14 protein-coding genes and 3 pseudogenes are annotated in these 15073 nt (G+C 67.2%); 8 read left to right on the forward strand and 9 right to left on the reverse strand.

Annotated features, from left to right (window positions below; translation table 11 throughout):
- A partial coding sequence (locus tag AAH979_RS41195) for a DUF4240 domain-containing protein (RefSeq protein WP_346263553.1) occupies nucleotides 1-519 on the reverse strand: 519 nt, incomplete at its 3' end.
- Nucleotides 520-774: 255 nt separating this feature from the next.
- Here AAH979_RS41195 and AAH979_RS41200 point away from each other — a divergent pair.
- A complete protein-coding gene (locus AAH979_RS41200; RefSeq protein WP_346263554.1) occupies nucleotides 775-1365 on the forward strand; it encodes a hypothetical protein in 591 nt (196 codons plus the stop codon).
- Between the two features lie 286 nt (nucleotides 1366-1651).
- A pseudogene (locus AAH979_RS41205) lies at nucleotides 1652-2538 on the forward strand (IS5 family transposase).
- Between the two features lie 342 nt (nucleotides 2539-2880).
- On the opposite strand, the gene AAH979_RS41210 reads toward AAH979_RS41205, so the two are convergent.
- Complete coding sequence (locus tag AAH979_RS41210; RefSeq protein WP_346263555.1) at nucleotides 2881-3219, reverse strand: hypothetical protein; 339 nt, start codon at nucleotides 3217-3219, stop codon at nucleotides 2881-2883.
- A gap of 294 nt (nucleotides 3220-3513) precedes the next feature.
- On the opposite strand from AAH979_RS41210, the gene AAH979_RS41215 reads away from it, so the two are divergent.
- Nucleotides 3514-3651, forward strand: coding sequence for a hypothetical protein (locus tag AAH979_RS41215; protein WP_346263556.1), 138 nt, complete (start codon nucleotides 3514-3516; stop codon nucleotides 3649-3651).
- A 180-nt stretch (nucleotides 3652-3831) separates the two neighbouring features.
- On the opposite strand, the gene AAH979_RS41220 is transcribed toward AAH979_RS41215, so the two are convergent.
- The 3 genes from AAH979_RS41220 to AAH979_RS41230 form a co-directional block, all read right to left on the reverse strand.
- Nucleotides 3832-5217 (reverse strand): hypothetical protein, encoded by a 1386-nt coding sequence (locus tag AAH979_RS41220; RefSeq protein ID WP_346263557.1) that lies wholly within the window; start codon nucleotides 5215-5217, stop codon nucleotides 3832-3834.
- Between the two features lie 293 nt (nucleotides 5218-5510).
- Nucleotides 5511-6227, reverse strand: coding sequence for a hypothetical protein (locus AAH979_RS41225; protein WP_346263558.1), 717 nt, complete (start codon nucleotides 6225-6227; stop codon nucleotides 5511-5513).
- 136 nt (nucleotides 6228-6363) lie between these two features.
- Nucleotides 6364-7062 carry a tyrosine-type recombinase/integrase gene (locus AAH979_RS41230; RefSeq protein WP_346263559.1) on the reverse strand — a complete coding sequence of 233 codons (699 nt, stop codon included), beginning with the start codon at nucleotides 7060-7062 and terminating at the stop codon, nucleotides 6364-6366.
- A gap of 504 nt (nucleotides 7063-7566) precedes the next feature.
- Between AAH979_RS41230 and AAH979_RS41235 the strand changes: the two genes are divergently transcribed.
- Entirely contained in the window at nucleotides 7567-8622 is a 1056-nt protein-coding gene (locus tag AAH979_RS41235; protein ID WP_346263560.1) for a hypothetical protein, read from the forward strand.
- A gap of 201 nt (nucleotides 8623-8823) precedes the next feature.
- On the opposite strand, the gene AAH979_RS41240 is transcribed toward AAH979_RS41235, so the two are convergent.
- Entirely contained in the window at nucleotides 8824-9306 is a 483-nt protein-coding gene (locus tag AAH979_RS41240; RefSeq protein ID WP_346263561.1) for a hypothetical protein, read from the reverse strand.
- Nucleotides 9307-9765: 459 nt separating this feature from the next.
- A complete protein-coding gene (locus tag AAH979_RS41245; protein WP_346263562.1) occupies nucleotides 9766-10422 on the reverse strand; it encodes a TetR/AcrR family transcriptional regulator in 657 nt (218 codons plus the stop codon).
- Between the two features lie 286 nt (nucleotides 10423-10708).
- On the opposite strand from AAH979_RS41245, the pseudogene AAH979_RS41250 reads away from it, so the two are divergent.
- The 3 genes and pseudogenes from AAH979_RS41250 to AAH979_RS41260 form a co-directional block, all read left to right on the forward strand.
- A pseudogene (locus AAH979_RS41250) lies at nucleotides 10709-10888 on the forward strand (IS6 family transposase); the annotation flags it as partial.
- A gap of 228 nt (nucleotides 10889-11116) precedes the next feature.
- Entirely contained in the window at nucleotides 11117-12034 is a 918-nt protein-coding gene (locus AAH979_RS41255) for an NADP-dependent oxidoreductase (protein WP_346263563.1), read from the forward strand.
- Nucleotides 12035-12078: 44 nt separating this feature from the next.
- Complete coding sequence (locus tag AAH979_RS41260) at nucleotides 12079-12531, forward strand: GNAT family N-acetyltransferase (protein ID WP_346263564.1); 453 nt, start codon at nucleotides 12079-12081, stop codon at nucleotides 12529-12531.
- A 569-nt stretch (nucleotides 12532-13100) separates the two neighbouring features.
- Here the strand turns inward: AAH979_RS41260 and AAH979_RS41265 are convergent.
- The gene (locus AAH979_RS41265) at nucleotides 13101-13268 is read right to left on the reverse strand and encodes a hypothetical protein (RefSeq protein WP_346263565.1); all 168 of its coding nucleotides are present in this window, start codon (nucleotides 13266-13268) and stop codon (nucleotides 13101-13103) included.
- A gap of 286 nt (nucleotides 13269-13554) precedes the next feature.
- Between AAH979_RS41265 and AAH979_RS41270 the strand changes: the two are divergent.
- Nucleotides 13555-14337 (forward strand): annotated as a pseudogene (locus AAH979_RS41270) (transposase family protein).
- A 231-nt stretch (nucleotides 14338-14568) separates the two neighbouring features.
- Here AAH979_RS41270 and AAH979_RS41275 read toward each other — a convergent pair.
- Nucleotides 14569-15073, reverse strand: a 505-nt coding sequence (locus AAH979_RS41275) for an MFS transporter (protein ID WP_346263566.1), incomplete at its 5' end; no start/stop codon positions are given.

Raw genomic sequence — 15073 nt, forward strand, 5'->3', positions numbered from 1 at the left:
ATGCTCGTCGTAGAAGACCGCGGTCAAGCGAGGCAGGAGGCGGCGCATCCGTTCCTCGTCGTCAAAGTCGAAGTGCTCTCCCGCCGGCCCAGGCGGCAGATGCTCACCCTTGTCCGGCAGCGCGGTCCAGAACGCCTCCTCGTCCTCGGCAGCCCTCGGCGCCACGTAGAGCATCTCCTCGCCGTCGAGGTCACCGGTGTCCACGTCGACGACGTCGGCGAGCGAGTCCGGGTCGGCGAGCGTCGCCTCCCACCGCATCCGCCCCTGTGCCATCAGCCAGCCAAGGAAGTACTCGAAGCCGTCATCGGACGCGCCGCCGTTGATGACATACGCGGTGGCCCACAGGTCCCAGCGGTAGGCATCCCGCTCGAACAACTCGTCCTGCACCTCGCGGAAGGCCACCAACTCGGCGAGCGGCCGGCCCCGTAACACCTCAACGAGCGCCGCAGGCACCTCGTTGACATCGTCCACCCGCGCACGTGCGACGTCGACAATTTCCCAGAAACGATCTCTGTCCACGTCGGGCATTCTGCCTTGCGGCGCGGCTTGCACACCGGCAGCGGACCACATCCTCCCGTCCCCCGATCTGCGGTCAGCGAAGATCAGGTGCGCGTTCATCGGCGCGGGCGGACGCTGCGTGCCAGCCATGTGCCGCCACGCCCTGTGACCGTGCGCGGCCGGCTGCCCCGCACGCTCTGCGGCAGATCCGGGCAGGCCACCATCGAGGAGCATCGGCGGGCGAGATGCCGATGCTGCCGACCTACGCCGGGGTTGATGATCACTAAGATCACGCGGGTAAGCGAGAACCTACACCCTTTCCGCCCGGTCAGCGTGGGCGACCTTAGTGCCGACATCGACGAGGAGCTTGCGCCGATCATCGAGATCATTTGGCGTCTGGGGTTGAAAACGTGGACCTGTTGCCAGAATGCCGGGGAGAGCAACGCTGACTGGCCGGAACAATTGCCACACATGGCCCCGATCATCGCTGCGCAAATGGGGTGGGCCTACATCGATTTCCCAATCGACGACGGTCTGGCGTTCCTGACCGCGCTCGCCCAAGCTGGCCCTCGCGACGCCTTCTACCCGCGGATAACGCACTGGGCAGCACCGGACTCGTGGGACGTGTCCGCCCGACCAATAGACAGAGCAACGTTCGACCAGCAGCGCGAGTCGCAGTTCAGGCTACGGCTGCTGTTGGTCCGCTTTCCCAGCCACGACCGCGCCGAGATACTGCGCCGGCTGACCGACTACGAGGCGGGCCGACTCACGCCGCCAGGCCCGATCGACCGATCAAGCATGCCCCCAGGCACCTGGCATGACGGCACGTCTTCAGACACCCGGCACCCTGACTGGTGGGCATGGTGACGAACACGCCAACGGCCCGCACCCGGTCCGGGCAGATCCGGATAGCTGATCTTGCCTGTCTCGGTCAGTTCGGTGTGGTACCTGAACGACGATTGATGATGCTTGCGCGGGAGGTTGTTCGGGCTGTTGCCCGTCTCGGGCGAGCGGTTGTCGTTCGCCGGCGTCCAGGCCGTTCTCACGTAGCCCGCCGCCCGCCACGCTGCTCGGCCGGACGTACGAGGTGCACTCTTCGGAGTCGGGCCGGTGCGTGCTAGAGCGCATCTGACGGATCTTCTCGGTCGTTGTGCTGGGCGTGGCTGGTGATCTGACTGATGACGAGTGGGCTCGCCTGGAGCCGTTGCTGCCTTCCCTGGCGCCCCAACGGGGTGGTAGGTGGCGGGATCACCGTCAAGTGATCAACGGGATCCTGTGGCGGATCGACAACGGCGCGAAGTGGCACCAGGTCCCGGACCGGTACGGCCCCTACAAGACCTGCTACCACCGGTTCGCGCAGTGGGAAGCCGACGGCACCTGGGACCGGATCCTGCAACACCTGCAGGCCGAGGCCGACGCCGCTGGTGACCTGGACTGGCGCGGGCAGATCGATTCCACCATCGTTCGCGCCCACCAACACGCCGCTGGCGCTCGCAAAGGGGGCTCACCGCGCAGGATTCCCGCACGGTCCAAGGTCTCGGCAGGTCACGAGGCGGGCTGACCACCAAGGTGCACCTGCTGGCCGAAGGCCGGGGCCGGGCCCTGGTCAAGCGGGTCACGCCCGGCCAGGCGGCCGACACCAGGGAACTGGTGGCGCTGGTCGACGCGGTCGCGGTGCCCAGACCCGGCGGCGTGGGGCGACACCGCAAGAAGTTGGATCACATCACCGCCGACAAAGCGTACGGTTCCAAGGCCAACCGGCGGTCGCTACGCGCCAGGGGTATCCCGCACACGATCCCGGAGCGGGAGGATGTGCGAGCCAGCCGCGCCCGTAAGGGTTCCCGGGGCGGCCGGCCTCCGAACTTCAACACGGAACGGTACAAGGACCGGAACCAGGTCGAGCGCGCCTTCAACCGACTCAAGCAGTTCCGGGCGGTCGCGACCCGCTACGACAAGTTGAAAAGTCGTTACGAGGCAACGGTCACCATCGCCTCGATCCTCGTCTGGCTCCAAGCGAAACGCGACCGCAAGTCACCATGATCCGTCAGACGCGCTCTAGTCGAACCAGACGACCAGACGGACCCCGTCGTCGCCGAAGCGTTGTCCGAGCGCACGCATCACACCGAAGATATGTTCCCAGCCGGTACCTGGTCCGATGACGTCCAGACGCGTCCATGAGTCGTACCGGAATCTGGCGTCGGCGGTTGCCCAGCACCCGGGCGCTCCCTCGGCCGGGGTACTGCCGATCGGCGGGACCCCGTACCTCTCGACGACGTCATCGGGCCACTCGTCGCCTATCCGGGTTCGTCGACGAAGGCCGTACCACTCGGGGTTCCCGGCCGGCCACCGACCGCATTCGGGATGATCTATCCGTGGCCTCTCCTAAATCTCCAACACGCCCCGACCAGGCGCGGGAACCGACAGGTCGAGGTCACGAAGTTCGGCCCAGGAAACCCAGGTGGCGCCATGGACAGCGCCGTCAAGCCGGGACCACTTCTCGTAATCGTTCCGCACCGCGGCCGACACGTCGGTCGGCAGACCTCGGTCGGCCGCGACCGGCTCCCAAGAGAGCCAGTTCCGCACCCCGAACAGGCAACCGAGTGCCGCGTAGTCCATGCCGTCGTGCAAGGGAGCTAGATCCACCAGACAGATCCATGACCCCGCACTGTCGTCAAGGTGGGGGCGACGGACCTCGAGGAAGCCGTAGATGTCGGTCGGCACCGCAGCACGGTACCTGCCTCGGGCGTCATCCTGCCGCGGCCTTGGCCTGGCATCCGGCCTCGAACCAACCGCCGTCACCCGGCTGCGGAAACTCCGGCCGCCGCAGGAGCTGGCGCTTCATCAGCGGCAGATGCGGATGCAGCTCTGGCGGCGGAGGATCGCCTGCCGCGGTTAGCCCACGGCCCGCTGCACCGCCGCGCCCGCCACGTATTGGAAGACTCGGGCACGGTTCGCTGGGCCGACAAGCACGACATCTTCCGAGCCGCCGCGGCTGTCGTTGAGCTACACCCGGCGGTGTTCCACGCTCTGCTGGCCGGTTATCACGCGGTCTACGGCGACCTTCAACCAGCGGAGGCGCTCACCCTGCTGGAGCACCTGCGCCTTCCGGCCGACGCCGAAGACCTCGCCCAGCTACGGACAGTCTTACGCTAGGGCGCCAAGAACCACTACGACGACCCCGGCCTGTGGAACGCCCAGTAGCGCCCGCATGTTCGCAGCTTGCCGAACATGATCGTATATCCGGTTCTCGGCATGACCGCGCGTCGACTGCCTCCGCGCATCCGTCACACGCTGTAACGTCCGTCCGCGAAACGACCGGGCGTGGGTACCAGGTCATACACGATCAGCGGCAGTGGGAGTCGGGCTAGGGCGGGTGACGGTGAAAGCGCCGTGGCCGAGGGACAGTGATACTTCGGCGGTGTACGAGAGGGCGTGGGGGGCGGTGAGTGCGGCTGTGTGTAGCGACAGACGCGCCGGTCGCGGGAACTTCACCGCTCGCAGTCCCCATCTGCCGTCACCGTCCGGAATGGCGAGGTTGACCACCGCTGTGGCGTCGCGTGCCGCGCCGAACTGGGTGTGGGCGGCGGTGTAGGCGGCCAACGTGAGCTGGGCCTGTGCGGGTAGGTCAACCACCGTGGGCTGGCGTGAGCCGGTCGGAGCCACCGCCTGGGCCCAGTGGTCGGCTGGGAACCGGTCCGCGATCCGGTCGGCCAGGCTGGGACTCTTGGTGATCCATTCCTCGGCCAACCTCTGGAACGCCTGGTCGCGCGCCGCGCGGGGCTGGCTGGTGGCGGCGAGTACCCTAGTGCCGGCTCCGGTGAGGGCGTCACACAGCTCCCGCAGGGGAACCCGGCCGACGGCGTGCGAGTAGCGCACCGACCGGATCTCCAGCATCGCCCGGTGGAGCACCATGGCGGCATCCAACGCCCCGCCCCGCAGCGGTGACTGCTTGATCTGCCGAGGCATGTGCCGGCCCGGACTGTGGTCGGGGGTGTCCGCGTCCGCGGCCCGGCCGGCGTGCGACAGGTGCCACGACGGGTCGTCGAACCCGACGGTGGCCGAGGCGGCGCGGAGGTGACCCTGGGCGCCGACCCGAACCTCGACCACGTCCGGATCGGCGGCCACGGTCGCACCGGCCGCGTCATCGCTGTCGAACCGCACCGCCCGGACGTCGTCGAGGAACAGTTGAACGACGGCGTCCCCGTGGTCGTCCGAGGCGGCGTAGCGGCGCGGAGCCGCCAGGGCGACGTAGCCGGAGAGTGCCTGACCGGCGCGTTCCACCCGCACAGTGCGGACCTCGGCACGGGTCAGGTCGTAGTCTTGCAGGACGCTCGCAACCGCCGTCGTGGTCAGCGGCACGACGCCGGGCCATACCTGTCCCCGGTAGTCGCGGTAGTGCACGACACGGTCGACGAGTTCGGGCAGTAGGGGCTCCAGCCGGTGGCCGGCGATCGCGGCCTGCTCGATCATCCACGCCCGACGGGACGGTGCCAGGTCTGCCATCCACACGAGCGCGACCCTCGCGCGCCGCTCACGCAACCATCCAGGACGGGTAAGCACCGTCTTGAAAAGTGGGAAGGTGTTGTTGTCCCAGACGTCCGCGATTCGGGCAACAGCCTGCCGATCGAAGTAGCGGCCATCGGCCGTAAGTTCCCCGATCCGCGCCACCGACCGGTCTAGCAGCGCGGCGAACATCAACATGGCAGAAGACCCGGTCATGACCACGAAGCCTAAGGACGAGCCGAAACGCCCGTCCAAACCACGGGCCTCGAACCCGGCTCATCCTCGATCACACCATCTCAAGAGCCAGGAGCGTGCGCCGGAGGCCCGACAGGGGGCCCCTGCGACCGGTGTACGGACGTGACGAACGCCGTGGCTCTTCCGCCGCCTCGCGGCAGATGAGGACGGGTTCGGCGTCCAGCGGTGGGCCGCTCGCGGATCAGACCGCTGGCACGAGGATCCGCGGCACGAGCAGGCCTGCACCCGATACGTGATTGCCGACCCGGTCGGCCTCAGTCATCGGCCGGCCTGGTAGATCGAACTTTGGGACGTCGCCATCCAGCGGGAACTCGATCATCGGTGATATGCCGATTGGGGGTCGGCAGGTGCCGGTCCTCGATCCGGACCACGTAGCGGTGCCAACCCGACTCCGCGTGAAACCGCGCCAACCCGAGCTCCACCGTGCCCACTGGTTGGTCACGTGGTTGGTCACGGTCCAGTCGTGCCCGGCCCCGGAACCATACGTCCGAGATGCCCTGCGGGAGGACAAGGTCATCGACGGGCTCGGGTTTCCCGTCGTCATCAAGATCGGACAGTCGGAAGAAGTAGTGCTCTTCGTCGTGACGCCGCCCAAAGAGGAAGAGGTGCCGCTCCTCGGCCGGTTGGGCCAGGAGCTTGTGGATGTTCTCCCGAGCCCAGTCCGCCGCGAGCATCTCATCGCACACCTGCGCGAGCTCGTTCAAGCGCAAGGGGATCGATCCGCTCTCGGTCTGGGGCAGTCCCGCCTTTTTCGCGCGCGCCCATCGCACCATCAGGCTTGTGGCCGGGGGCGAGGTGACCTCGACGATGCCGTGGCGCTCGTGGCCGTCAGGGTATACCCAAGAGCCGTCGGGCATCTTGTCGCCAGCGCCGGCATCCGCCAGCTTGATGTCGACCCCGAGCGCCTGCTCCATGGCCAGAAACGCGATCTCTTCCTCGCGGGTCGCCTTCGCCCCGGCCGCGTTGCTCATGGCTCGCAGAGTAGTCGGTCGAGGGTAGAGCGGGCACGTGGAGCCGTTCCCGGCATGAGTGCGGGTCCCGCCGTCACCGGTCAGCGGCAAGTGCGGAGCGAGTGCACGCGCATCGGCAAATCCGCTCGTGTGGGCGCTACGTTCCGGAGGCCATATAGGCGGCGAGGATGTAGTTGGGGTGGCGGTCGAGGTTCTTGCGGGCCCGGTCGTAGCGCATGGTGGTGCGGGGATCGGCGTGGCGGGCGGCGATCTGTACGTCACGCAGGCTGACGCCAGCGTCGAGCATGGTTGTCACGAAGGTGTGGCGCAGCATGTGGGGGTGCATCCTCGGCATCCGGATCCCGGCGTGGGCGGCGAGGTGCTTGAGCCGGCGGGTCGCGGCGTGGCGGTCCATCCTGGCGCCGAGGAGGTTGCGCAGGATCGGCCCGTCTAGGCGGCCGTCGACCGCGCGGTCGACGGCCCTGGCCACCGCTGGCGGTAGCGGGACGAGGACGACTTTGCCGCCCTTGCCTCGCACCCGCGGGACGCGGTGGCCGTGCTCCTCTCCGATGTCGCTGATGTTCGAGCCGCAGGTTTCGAAGATTCGGAGCCCAAGCAGGCCGAGCATGGCGATCAGTGCGAAGTCGTTCGGGTTGTCGGATTGTCGTGCGGTGGTGATCAGTGCCTCGAATTGCAGATGTCCCAGGCCAAGGGTGGGTGATTCGGGTGGGACCACCGGTCTGCGGACGTAGTCGGCGGGTGAGTGCGGGAGGATGTCGTCGATAACGCAGACCCGGTAGAAACCGATCACTACCGATAGGCGGCGGGACACGGTCGAGGGCTGGAAGCGCCGCACGTCTTGAAGCCAGCGCACGTACCGCTCGACGTCGACGCGCGCGGCCGACAGTGGATTTAGGTCTTGGCCGGTGCACCAGGTCAGAAGACGCGTAGATCGGATTCGGTGTGCGACCGCGTGTCGCCTCGGTAGCGACCGAGGTAGGCGGCAACTGCCGCACGGAGAACGCGGCGATCAGGAGAGACGGTACCGGGACCGAAAGCGTGAGAGGTAGCCATACCTCACGGTGCGTCACGGTCACAGGCAGTGCCAACACACCCGCCAAGCGGCAGATGAGGATGCCGTCCGCTGGTACGGGAAGTCGAATGCGGTCTGCCTGCGGCCTTGCTACCTTGCACGGGATGAGTAGTGACGGTACGCGGCCAGGGGCGTACCCGGCGGATACCGGCTCTGGGATAACAAGGCGCGCCGGGCCGGTACAGAAATGCCGCGCGAGCGCCGCGCAGCTCGACCGGCGACCTACGCCGGCAAACTAGATTGGCCTCAGTCGACGCTGGGGGATGCATGACGGTTTTCGGCTGCCGGGGCTGCGGAACCACTCTGACGGTTCCGGTGTCGAGGGTGGCCATGCCCGTCCATGCGGACCAGAAGTACGGGAACGGGCCCGGTTCACTACCCCCGGCCGTGGAACCCGGCACCTTCGCGGTGGATCCGCTGCCGTCCGGGCCGCCGTGGCGCCGGTGGGCCGACCTCGACGCTGGTGAAATCGAGGCGCTCGGCTGGTACGCGCCGAGGTTCAGCGTCTCCACCGGGCCAGTCGGCCGGGTGTTACTCACCCCCGGGGACATCCGCGGCGCCGTCATCGCCCCGGCGCTGGTCGGCGACTCCGCATGCTGCGGCCTCGACGGCGGCGAGCCCAACATGGTCTGCGTCACCTGCGGCACGCCGGTGGCCATCCGGATCGACGACTGTGGCCTGCGGCAGGCGACCTGGCTGGATCCACTCACCACATGCGTGGTAGACGACGCTCCCGGCCCGCACCCGATGCTCGACTGGGCAGACCTGATCGACCAACGGCCCGGTGTCCCGCCGTGCGAACCAGGCGGCGGCTGGAACCCGATGTGGGCAGCCGCCGTCGCTTCGGCGCTGGCACACTTGCTGGCCGCCTCGGGCGGCGACCCGATGATGATTCCGCAGCGCCAGGTCGCCGAAGTCTTCCAGCCCGTACTCGACCGTCTCGTCGGCCCGGTCAGCCCGAGCACGGGGCGCACCCTGGTCCTGGCTGGGCCCGGCCTTCCGGATGCCGACGGCGACTTCGCCCTCATCCCGGAACATCCGCAAACCGGCGAACGGTGGCCGGTAGCTCCACCGTTGAAGCCTGTTCCGCTGGCCTGGGACGCCTGGCGGCACCTCGCCTTCCACCGACCGCCGAAACCGGTCGGGCGATCGGTCCCGATCCCGCCCGAGGCCCCACCGGCACTGCTCCCGGGTTACCGGTTCGAGCCGGACGGACAGATCTTCCTCAGCATCCTGGCCAGGCTGCCCGAGGTCCAACAGCCTCGATTGCGTGCCATCTACGACCGAAGCCGCCCCTCCAGCTACTCCTTCTACGTCTTCTGAGCGCCTGGTTCGCATCGTTGCCAGCACCCCACGCTCCGCCGGACGCACACCCATCGCAGATCCGCATGCTGCCGCGTCCTGGCACCGCCGCTGCGCTTCTATCTGAAGCCAGGTCAGACGGGAACGGGAAAGGGCGACGTGCGCCGTTTGGATCGAACGCCACTTTCGCGGCCGCGAACCCGTGATGCCGGGTGATGGCGCTCAAGCTGGCGGGTCGGGCTGAATAGCGTCAAGCACGTCGAGTGCCGCCAGCTCCAGGCGCAGGGACTCCTCTTGCTCCGCACGGCTGCGGTGATCGACTGGCAAGCTGTCGATCAGGAAGCGGGTCGTGGCGAGATTGCGGTCCAGGCAATCGCGGATGAATTCCAGATCGCCGTCGGTCAACGCCAGCTCAAGGTGGGCGTCCCGCGGCGGCCAGCCCACCGGACCCCGACCACGCTCCGGGTGGCTCGCGTTGGCGTCCCACCCCAGTTGGCGAAGCCGGATCGCCCGGGCGGCCACGAACTGGTCCCCGTCGACGTTCTCAACGGCGTGGATGTTGTCGAGCACGGCATCGATGGTCAGCCACTGCGCTACGCCTACGTGTGCCACAGCACCCCTCACGCTCCAGTCGGTCCTAATGCTGCGCTGTCCAATCAGGCTGTCGACGAGGCTGGCAGGTGGCGCCAACAAGGACAGGTTCAACAGTTCTTGCTCCTCCTCGGCACGCCGCGGCGCGGATGTCACCGCTGGTAGCCGTGGCGCGAGGACGACAGTGAGCCCCCCTTAAGTCCCCTCCTCAGCCACCTGCCGTAGTGGCAGGCGGGACCGGGCCGGCGAGGCTAAACTGGCGGCGCAGGTTCCGGCGGGCAACGAAGTAGGCGACGAAACACGCAGCCGCCGGATAATCCCGGAACCGGTCGGCGGTGGTGTCGGCGGCGAGGGCCGGAGCGTCCGGCGAGCATCAGTCCCGCCTCCGCAGTTCCGTTTCCAGCCGCCGGATTTTCGCGTCGAGGCGGGTGAGGAACCGCCACGCCCGGTTGTATTGGCGGCAGCGCGGTCGATGCCCGGATCAGCCGGTCCTTACCTGAAGTCCCGCCTCCATCGATCTCCGGGCTGCTTGCACCCGCCGTGATCAGCCCGGTTACGATGAGCAGGGAACAACTAACGGATCGGCTCGTCGGACGGCTCCAAGAGGAACGACTTGATGTGTTCCAACGCCATGTCCAGAGCGACTTCCATGGGTGCGACGTCGTGCGCGGCGTTCGCCAGCAGGTATCCGCCTTGCAATGCCGCCATCAACCCGGTGGCCAGCTTCTCCGGGTCGGCGTCCTGGCGCAGTGCACCGCTGTCCCGCATCCGATGCAGACCATCGCTGATCAGCTTTTCCCATGCCGAGAACGTCTCCGCCAGCATCGATCGGGCCCGCTCATCTTGATCGGACAGCTCGATAGCCATCGACCCGAGGCCGCACCCGTATTTGCCGTTGTTCAGCGAGTTGGCCTGGACCAGCGCGTTACGCCACCGGACTAGCCCTGAGAACGATCTCAGTCGTTCGAGCCCTCCGCGCTCGCGCTGGAGCACAAGCGCGCCTCGATATTCGACCAACGCGCGCACGAGCTCCTGCTTGTCGGCGAAGTGGCGGTAAAGCTGAGACTTGCTCGTCTGGCTTGCCTCGAGGACGTCGTCGAGGGTGGTCGCGTTCACTCCGCGTACGAACATCAGCCGGTTCGCCGCCTCGAGGATCCGCTCTCGCGTCGCGATGCCCCGTTGGCTGATCCTCCGGTTCTTCGTCGGGGCACCCACCTGCTCGTCGCTCATCGATCAAGTGTATCCAGTACCCTAGACATTCCATGGGGAACGGGACCTTAGAGTCCATTTGGCGCCATGCTGCATTCGCGTGATGGCGAAGCGCGAACGCACACCGCCAGCTTGATTGAACGGGTGCCGTCTCCGCGAGATCATCGGGCTCTGTTGTATTGCCGGTGGCCGGGGTTCGGTGCGGGGTTAAAGAGCGAAGCGATCAGGATATCGAGACCCTTGGTCTCCGCCGGCATCGGCGGTCGCCGGGCTTCATCCCGACGGAGGTGATCGGGGTCGCGCCGGCTGGTATCTATGCTTCAATCTTTCGTTCCGGGACGTGGAGGAGCTGCTGGTCGAGCTTGGTGTCGAGGTCGATCACGTCGCCGTCTTCCGGCGGATGCGGCGCGGTTCACCCCGCTCCTTGGTCGACGCTGCCTGTTTCGCCCGCCGTTCGCCGAGTGACCGGAAATTCGTCGACGAAACTACGTGAATGCCCAAGCGGTTTGACACACCGCCCCGATACTGGGTCCGACGCGTCCGCCGATTCGAGGACGCCGCGGCGCCCTCGCGGGCATGCCGGCCTCTGCGAATCTCACTGCGGCGTTCGCCTGCTTGCCCGGCTTTACGGCTCTGTTAGTCTGGACGAAATCGTCCAGTTGTGGGCTGGGCGGCGCATGCCGCGCAGGCAAGGATCGGATACAGGGAGTGCCGGATGAAGGCGATTGTGGTGACGGATCAGGTCGCGGGAACGGCCGGGATGACGCTGGCCGAGCGTCCGGAGCCGGAGGCTGCGGGCAACGACGTCCTCGTTGAGGTTCACGCGTCGGGTTTCACCCCCGGCGAGCTGACGTGGCCCGGAACCTGGACCGATCGCCTCGGCCGGGACCGCACGCCGTCGATCCCCGGCCACGAGGTGGCCGGAGTGGTCAGCGCTCTCGGCTACGGCACGAGAGGGCTGTCGGTGGGACAGCGAGTGTTCGGCCTCACGGACTGGACGCGCGACGGCACCCTCGCGGAGTACACGGTCGTCGAGGCGCGTAACCTCGCGCCGCTGCCGGGCGACGTCGACTTCACGGTGGGCGCGAGCCTGCCGATCTCGGGCCTGACCGCATGGCAGGGGCTGTTCGTGCACGGCCGCTTCCAGGTGGGGCAGAGCGTCCTCGTACACGGTGCGGCCGGTGGAGTCGGCTCGATGGCAACCCAGCTCGCCCGCGAGGCCGGCGCCTATGTCATCGGCACCGGACGTGCCGCAGACCGTCAGACCGCTCTCGACTTCGGTGCGCACGAGTTCGTCGACCTCGACAACGACGCGCTGGAAGACGTCGGCGGAGTCGACCTGGTTTTCGACGTGATCGGCGGCGACATCCAGAAGCGGTCCGCTGGTCTGATTCGCGCGGGAGGGATGCTGCTGACCATCGCCGGCCCGCCTGAGGCCCGGCCGACGGACGGCCTGGCGGTTGATTTCGTCGTCGAGGCCGATCGCGCACAGTTGGGTGAGGTCGTCCAGCGGGTCCGGGACGGGCGGCTGCGAACGAACATCGGCCAGGTCGCCGACCTCGACGACGCCGTTGCCGCTTTCAACCCGACCGAGCGGGTCAAGGGGAAGACGATCATCCGCGTTCGTCCGTAAGGACACGGCACACCCCGGACGGGCAATCAACGAAGGGACCTCCCATGACCGATCCAACCGAGGCGACGCGCTACGCCTCCGAGTACCCCGACGAGGCCGGATACCCCGACGGGAAAGGCATCCCCAGTCAGGACCAGATCGTCCTCATCGACGGGGTAATCGATGATCCCCATGCCTTCGCCTTCACCGTCGTCAACGACGAGAAGGCCGGCATCTACGAGGCCGTCGTCGGCGACCGCGAGATCGCCGGCCTGCCCTACAAGGTCGCCGGCGACGACCGACTCGTGCTGCTGGCCACCTCAGTATTTCCCGAGTTCCGCAAACAGGGTATCGCTACCGAACTGATCCGACGCGTCCTCGACGACGTACGCGCGCAAGGAAAGACGGTCACCGTCATGTGCCCGATCGTGCACCACTTCATCGAGCACAACCCCGAGTACGCCGACCTCATCGATCCCAGGCACCCGGGAGTGACCCAAGGATCACACCGGTCCTAGACCAATCTGGTCGTCTCTGACAGAGGGTGTGACAGCGACAACGGACCTGAGTCGAGGCGGGCACCCGTGAAGAGGGCAACGCGGCACTCATCGCTGCTCCGAGAAGTAGGCTCTCAGCGGGGTGGAGTCCACTGGGAGTGCGATGTCATCAACGACGCGGAGAGTGGTCGATGGATCGCTGCCTTCGGCGACGAGGCGTTCGGCGAGCTCACGTATGGGTTCGTGGGCGGCCCGGTCGTGTTGCTCTAAACCGGTCGGTCAAGACGACGACGAGCACCTCGCCGCCTTCGGGTACGACATGACGTAGCCGTTCCGGCGCTCACAAGTGGTTCAAGTCGTCCCGCGGGTTCCGGGTAGTCGCCTGCGGACGAACATCGGCGACGTCGTGGCCAGCGCGGGCGTCGCGATGGCGGGCTTGACTGTGTGGCAGGGGGTGTTCGAGCATGGCCACCTCCTTGCTGGTCAGAGCGTCCTCGTGCACGGTGCGGCCGGCGCAGTTGGTTCGGTGGCGGCACAGCTGCCACGCGAGTGCGGTGCTTACGTATCGATACTGGACGCTCTGCCCATCGTCAGACGACGCGCGACTTCGCATGCAGGAGTTCGTTGATCTTGAAAACGACGGGCTGGGCGACGTCGGCAGGGTCGATCTGGTGTTCGATGTCTTCGGCGGCGACATCGGACAGCGGTCTGCGGGCATAGTCCGAGCCGGAGGAACGCTGGGGGACGGTCGCCGGCATGCCTGAGGTACGGCCGGTTGATGGTCGGGCGGTCGGCTTCGTCGTGTCCGATCGCGCGCAACTGGGCCCGGCCGGTGGCGGACGGGCGGCTGCGGGCGCACATCGGTCAGGTCGCGACCCTCAACGTGCTGTCGCTGTCTTCAACTCGACCGAGCGGATCAATGAGCCCTTTTCATCGTGACGCCGCTGGTCATGGCGGGTCGGCAGGGTTGGTGTCGACATGGGACGAGGCTCCCGGTAAGACAGCAGTCGACCAAGATCAGATGCCCCAACCGGGAGCCTCGCTGTGCTGTCTTACCCGGCTACGATCGCCCTGTCCAGCCGCACCCTTAACCACCTGGCCGACCTCATCCGCGCCGAACGGTCCCGCCGGCGTTGCCGGTGGCGGCGACTCGACGCCGGCCGGCAAGCCCTGCTCGCCCTGGCCCACCTCCGCAATGGCGACACTATCGCCCGGCTGGCCGCCGGTTTCGCCGTCGATCTCAGCACCGCCTGGCGGTACGTACGCGAAGCCATCGACCTGCTCGCCACCCATGCCGAGGACCTCCAGACCGCCATCCGTCGCGCGGCACGATTGGCCTACGCCATCCTCGACGGCACGCTGATCCCCATCGGCCGCGTCGCCGACCAGAAGCCGTACTTTTCCGCAAGCACCGGTGGCACGGCGTCAACGTGCAGGTCCTCGCCGACTGCGCGGGCCGCCTGATCTGGGCGTCGGCCGCCCTGCCCGGCTCGGTACACGATCTGACGGCCGCCCGGACGCACGGCCTGATCGAAGCGCTGAGCGGCGCGAACGTCATGACGTTCGCGGACAAGGCATACCAAGGCGCCGGCGGAAGCATCCGGACGCCGTTCAAGCGGCATCGCCATCGGCCCCGCCTGTCGCGCAGGCAGAAGACCCGTCAACCGCCACCACGCCAAGATTTGCGCGGTCGGCGAACGCGCCGTCGCGACCCTCAAGACATGGAGGATCCTGATCAAGCTTCGCTGTTGCCCCCGCCGCGCCACCGCGATCGTGCAGGCCATCCTCGTCCTACACCAAGTCGAAACCGCCCGCCAACCACGATGAAAAGGGCTCAATGGGAAGACGATCATCCGCGTTCGTCCGTGAGGGATGAGGGACAGCGAACTCGTGCCGAGTCACGGCAGCTACTGCTTCCTCGCTCTCCTGTACCTACGGCCCAGGTCGGTCGCCGGCGTTACGTGTTGCATCGAGCCGCCTTTCTCTTGCCCTGAACCATGCCGGCGCTTCTGGAGATTTCGGCGTACGTGCCCGGCCCCTCGCCTCGTTCCGGTCTCCTCATTCCCTCCGCGCGAGTGTCACGAACCGTGCCGCCACCCTGGCGAGCAGGGCGGAGGCAAGGACGATCAAGCCCGCCGCGAGGAACACCGTCTGCAAGGTTGCTGACGAAACAAGGATCGCGCCGAGGCCGGACCCTGCCGCCACGGCTATCTGAAGGTTTGTCACGTTCACCGCCGACGCGGCTTCCGGGGCTCCCGGGGCCGCGTCGAGTATCCAGACCAGCGTTCCCGGGTTCACGATTCCCCAGAACAAGCCCCACATCACGACCAACAGGCCAACCAGCCAGGGTTTGGTGCCCGCGTACGCCAGCCCGATGAGCAGAGCGGCCACCACTGTCGCTGCCCCGGCGAAGCTGCCGATCACTCCGCGCTTGAACAGCGATCCGGCGACGATTGAGCCGACTATGCCACCAAAACCATAGAGGACGTAGAGCAGGGAGATCACGCCGCTGGACAGATGTGTGTGGTCCATCAGGAACGGGGTGATGTACGTCCAGGCGGTG

Source organism: Plantactinospora sp. ZYX-F-223 (genome assembly GCF_039649625.1).
Lineage (GTDB): Bacteria > Actinomycetota > Actinomycetes > Mycobacteriales > Micromonosporaceae > Plantactinospora.

Coding starts and splice junctions, on each gene's coding strand:
- AAH979_RS41200 (WP_346263554.1), top strand. CDS start 775: ATGATCACTAAGATCACGCGGGTAAGCGAGAACCTACACCCTTTCCGC.
- AAH979_RS41260 (WP_346263564.1), top strand. CDS start 12,079: ATGACCGATCCAACCGAGGCGACGCGCTACGCCTCCGAGTACCCCGAC.
- AAH979_RS41220 (WP_346263557.1), bottom strand. CDS start 5,217: ATGACCGGGTCTTCTGCCATGTTGATGTTCGCCGCGCTGCTAGACCGG.
- AAH979_RS41255 (WP_346263563.1), top strand. CDS start 11,117: ATGAAGGCGATTGTGGTGACGGATCAGGTCGCGGGAACGGCCGGGATG.
- AAH979_RS41245 (WP_346263562.1), bottom strand. CDS start 10,422: ATGAGCGACGAGCAGGTGGGTGCCCCGACGAAGAACCGGAGGATCAGC.
- AAH979_RS41225 (WP_346263558.1), bottom strand. CDS start 6,227: ATGAGCAACGCGGCCGGGGCGAAGGCGACCCGCGAGGAAGAGATCGCG.
- AAH979_RS41265 (WP_346263565.1), bottom strand. CDS start 13,268: ATGCCGGCGACCGTCCCCCAGCGTTCCTCCGGCTCGGACTATGCCCGC.
- AAH979_RS41235 (WP_346263560.1), top strand. CDS start 7,567: ATGACGGTTTTCGGCTGCCGGGGCTGCGGAACCACTCTGACGGTTCCG.